At 62.1% G+C, this 4,253-nt stretch carries 5 protein-coding genes; all 5 read right to left on the bottom strand.

What is annotated here, in order from left to right:
- A partial coding sequence (locus ACRESD_RS04370; protein ID WP_431749798.1) for an Hpt domain-containing protein occupies positions 1 to 238 on the bottom strand: 238 nt, incomplete at its 3' end.
- Complete coding sequence (locus tag ACRESD_RS04365; protein ID WP_431749797.1) at positions 235 to 936, bottom strand: chemotaxis protein CheW; 702 nt, start codon at positions 934 to 936, stop codon at positions 235 to 237. The genes ACRESD_RS04365 and ACRESD_RS04370, both read right to left, overlap by 4 nt.
- Positions 933 to 2,192: a CheR family methyltransferase gene (locus tag ACRESD_RS04360; protein ID WP_431749796.1), complete on the bottom strand. Its 1,260-nt coding sequence runs from the start codon at positions 2,190 to 2,192 to the stop codon at positions 933 to 935. The genes ACRESD_RS04365 and ACRESD_RS04360 overlap by 4 nt, the downstream gene beginning before the upstream one ends.
- Entirely contained in the window at positions 2,189 to 2,701 is a 513-nt protein-coding gene (locus ACRESD_RS04355) for a chemotaxis protein CheW (protein WP_431749795.1), read from the bottom strand. The genes ACRESD_RS04360 and ACRESD_RS04355 overlap by 4 nt, the downstream gene beginning before the upstream one ends.
- Positions 2,701 to 4,248 carry a methyl-accepting chemotaxis protein gene (locus ACRESD_RS04350; RefSeq protein ID WP_431749799.1) on the bottom strand — a complete coding sequence of 516 codons (1,548 nt, stop codon included), beginning with the start codon at positions 4,246 to 4,248 and terminating at the stop codon, positions 2,701 to 2,703. Before ACRESD_RS04350 ends, ACRESD_RS04355 begins: the two co-directional genes overlap by 1 nt.
- Positions 4,249 to 4,253: the final 5 nt, after the last annotated feature.

Genomic DNA, 4,253 nt, shown 5'->3' with positions numbered 1-4,253 from the left:
GGGCGCTGACCAGGCAATCCTCCATGACGTGGGCCACGCTGACCCCGGCATCCACCCCGACAATGCGCGCCGCGCCCTTGAGCGAGTGGGCGGCGCGCATACAGGCTTCCAGTTGGTCGGCCTGGGTCGGGTTGCGCTCCAGGGCCAGCAGGCCCGCGCTCAATACCTGAGTCTGTGCATCGGCTTCCAGGCTGAACAGTTCCAGCAGCGAGGCATCGCGCATCTGGTCGGGGGTCATGTGAGGCTCCGGGTCACGGCGGACAGCAATTGCGCCTCGTCCAGCCAGCGCAAGCTGCGGCCTTTCCACTGCAGCACGCCTTGGGTGAATCGCGCACTGGCCTGGGTGCCGGAGACCGACGCCGCCTGCAGGGTGCGCTCATCGATGGCATGGATGCCGTCGACTTCATCTACCGGCACCACCACCGGACCGTCTTGTGCGGCGATGATCAACATGCGCGGCATGCTGCGCCCGCCCGACGCGCCGTTATGGGTGGCGTCCAGGCCGAGCAGTTCCACCAACGACAGGCACGCCACCAGCGCGCCACGCACGTTGGCCACGCCGAGCAACGCCCGTGAACGCTGGTGCGGCAGGGAATGAATCGGTTGCAGCGGCGCCACTTCCACCAGACAACGGGTGGCGATGCCCAGCCATTCTTCGCCGAGGCGGAACATCAGCAGGGAACGGCTAACCACCTGCTCATCGACGGCAACAGCGGCCACGGCATGACGCTCATCCTGCTGCAAGGCATAGCGGTCGAGCAGTCGCGTGGCGGCAGCGGAATACACCGAGCAATTGCGACAGTGAATATGTTCGGCCAGCAAGGGGCAGGACTTGTCACCATGGATGCCGATACGGTTCCAGCAGTCGTCGATGGCTTGGGTATCGGTCAGGGTCAGGTCCAGGCCGGCGGTGTCGAGCACGTCAGGACTACTCATCGTTTGGACTCACTGTCAGCTCGCTCGCTACGGGCGGCCCGCGCCTGCAAACGGCGCGCCCCCGCACTGTCGCCCTGGGACTCAAGCAACACGGCCAGGTGCATCAGGGCCTGCGGATGCTGCGGTTCCAGGTACAAGGCTTTTCGATAATAGCCCTGGGCTTCCAGGGCGCTGCCGGCCACATCACTGAGCAGCCCCAGCCAGTAAAACACTTGGGCGGCCGGTGGGTGGTTGCTCAAATACTGCTCACAGGCAGCACGGGCCTCGATGCTTTTACCCTCGTTGGCCAGGGTGGCGATCCGGCTGAGCAAATCACCAGCATCCGTCTGCGGCGCCTTGATCGGCAGCACCTGGGCGGTGACGCTGCTGAACGGGCGCGGCTTGGGTGGAATCGGTGCGGCGCTGCGTTGCGGCACGGGTGCCGGCATTGGCACAAACACGGGCTCCGGCTTGACCGGTTCCACGTGTCGGCTGAATGCAAAGGATTGCGGCACGCCTATCGAACGCATGCCGTGGCGCCCCAGCAAGCTGCCTTCGGCTGGGCCGATAAACAACACGCCGTCTACGTGGGTGAGCGCTTTGAGCACATCGAACACTTGTTTCTGGGTCGGCTGATCGAAGTAGATCAGCAAGTTGCGGCAGAACACGAAATCGTAGGTTGGCTCATTGGCGAGCAATGCCGGATCGAGCAGATTGCCGACTTGCAGCCGCACTTGCTCACGAACGCGGTCGGCAATGCGATAACCGTCTGGCCCTTCCGCGAAGTGGCGCTCGCGAAACTCGATATCACTGCCGCGAAAGGAATTCTTGCCATACACCCCACGCCGGGCCCGCTCTACCGATAACGGGCTGACATCCATCCCCTGCACCTTGAACTGGTGCGGTGCCAAGCCGGCATCGAGCAAGGCCATGGCAATCGAATAGGGTTCCTCGCCGGTAGAACACGGCAGGCTGAGAATACGCAACGCGCGCAGCTGGTTGATTTCGGCCAGGCGTGCCTTGGCCAATCGGGCCAGGGTGGCAAACGATTCGGGATACCGGAAAAACCAGGTTTCGGGGACGATCACTGCTTCGATCAGCGCTTGCTGCTCGTCATGGGAGCTTTGCAGCTGTTGCCAATAATGCTCCAGCGTCGCTGCCTGCACGGCCTGGCTGCGCTGGCGCACGGCGCGCTCGATAATCGCCTCGCCCACCGAGGCGACGTCCAGGCCAATGCGTTCTTTCAAGAAGGTAAAGAAACGTAGATCGCTGCTCATAGGCTCAGCTCGGCAGAAAACAGCAAGGCGCGGACTTCATCGGTCAACAGGTCGGCCACGCCAATCCATTGCATCAAGCCTTGGGCATCTTCACGCACGGGCCCCAAATAAGGTGCCTGGCGATTGTCGAGACCGTAAGGCTGGAACTCAGCAGGGTCGCAACGCAGGGTATCGGTGGCTTGCTCCAGGATCAGCCCCAGCCAACGCGCCTCGATCCAGGGTTGCGGCTGGTAGCTGACCAATACCAGGCGCGTACTGGTACGCGCCTGGGCGGCTACGCCGAAAGTCAATGCACTGAGGTCGATCACCGGCACCAGCGCCCCACGGTGAGCAAATATTCCAGCGACCCAGACCGGCGCATGCGCGATGGGCTTGAGTGGCAGGCGCGGCAGCACCTCAGCCACTTCCGTGGCCTTGAGGGCATAACGTTCGCCGCCGATGTGAAACACCAGGAACAACGCCTTTTTCGCTGCCGGGACGGCGCCGCGTTTAGCCGCGAGGTCGCTCATCAGACTTTGAAACGCGATACGCCGCTGCGCAGACCGACCGCAACCTGGCTCAGTTCATCAATGGCAAAGCTGGCCTGGCGCAGGGATTCCACGGTCTGGCTGCTGGCATCGCCCAACTGCACCAATGCATGGTTGATCTGCTCGGCGCCGGTGGCCTGGGCCTGCATGCCTTCGTTGACCATCAGCACCCGCGGCGCCAGGGCCTGTACCTGATGGATGATCTGCGACAACTGCTCACCGACTTGTTGCACTTCGAACATGCCACGGCGCACTTCTTCGGAGAACTTGTCCATGCCCATCACGCCCGCCGACACCGCTGACTGGATCTCGCGCACCATCTGCTCGATGTCATAGGTGGCCACGGCGGTCTGGTCGGCCAAGCGACGCACTTCGGTGGCGACCACGGCAAAACCGCGTCCATATTCACCGGCTTTCTCGGCTTCGATGGCAGCGTTGAGGGACAACAGGTTGGTCTGGTCGGCAACCTTGACGATGGTCACGACCACCTGGTTGATGTTGCCGGCCTTCTCGTTGAGGATCGCCAACTTGGCATTGACCAGGTCAGCCGCGCCCATCACCGAATGCATGGTTTCTTCCATACGCGCCAGCCCTTGCTGACCGGAACCGGCCGCGACCGAAGCCTGGTCGGCGGCGGTGGACACTTCGGTCATGGTACGGACCAAGTCCTTGGAAGTTGCAGCGATCTCGCGGGAAGTAGCGCCGATTTCGGTGGTAGTGGCGGCCGTTTCAGTCGCGGTCGCCTGCTGCTGCTTGGAGGTCGCCGCGATCTCGGTCACCGAGGTCGTCACCTGCACCGACGAGCGCTGGGCCTGGGACACCAGGGCCGTCAGCTCGACCATCATGTCGTTGAAGCCGGTTTCAACGGCACCGAATTCGTCCTTGCGCTCCAGGTTCAGGCGCTTGCTCAGGTCGCCGGTGCGCATGGTCTCGAGGATATCGACGATACGCTGCATCGGCGCCATGATCGCGCGCATCAGCAGCAGGCCGCACAGGCCGGCAGCGAGAATGGCCACGGCCAACGACACGAACATGCTGACTTTGGCGGCAGTGACGGCGTCATCAATGGCCGCCGTAGCGTTATCCGCGACCTGCTTGTTCTCATTGATAATGTCATTGAGCTTCATGCGGCCTGCGGTCCAGGCCGGCGTCAATTGCTCGTCGAACAGCTTTTGCGCTTCAACGGCGTTGTTGGCCTGATGCGCGTCCAGGACCTGGGCAAGAATCTTGTTGTAGGCCTGGTGGAGTTTTTCGAAGGCATCGAACTCACTTCGATCCTGATCGATATTGATCGTATTCGCGTAGCTGGCCATATGCTGCTCAAGGCGAGCTTCGAAAGACTTGTAGTCCTGTTTATCGGCCTCTGAAATGCCCTGGTTCCGGTGCGCCCCAACCAGTTCCTGGGTTTGCAGGTAGCTGTCGACCCAGGCGCTGCGAATCATCGAGCTGAAAAACACACCCGGCACTGCGTCGTCCCGAACAGCGTTTTCGCTGACCTCAATCTTCAGCAACCGTGAATAGGAGACCACAACCA

The sequence above is a fragment of the Pseudomonas sp. genome, from assembly GCF_050739995.1.
GTDB lineage: Bacteria > Pseudomonadota > Gammaproteobacteria > Pseudomonadales > Pseudomonadaceae > Aquipseudomonas.
The sequence above is the reverse complement of the archived record's forward strand: the minus strand, read 5'-3'. Positions and strand labels throughout refer to the sequence as shown.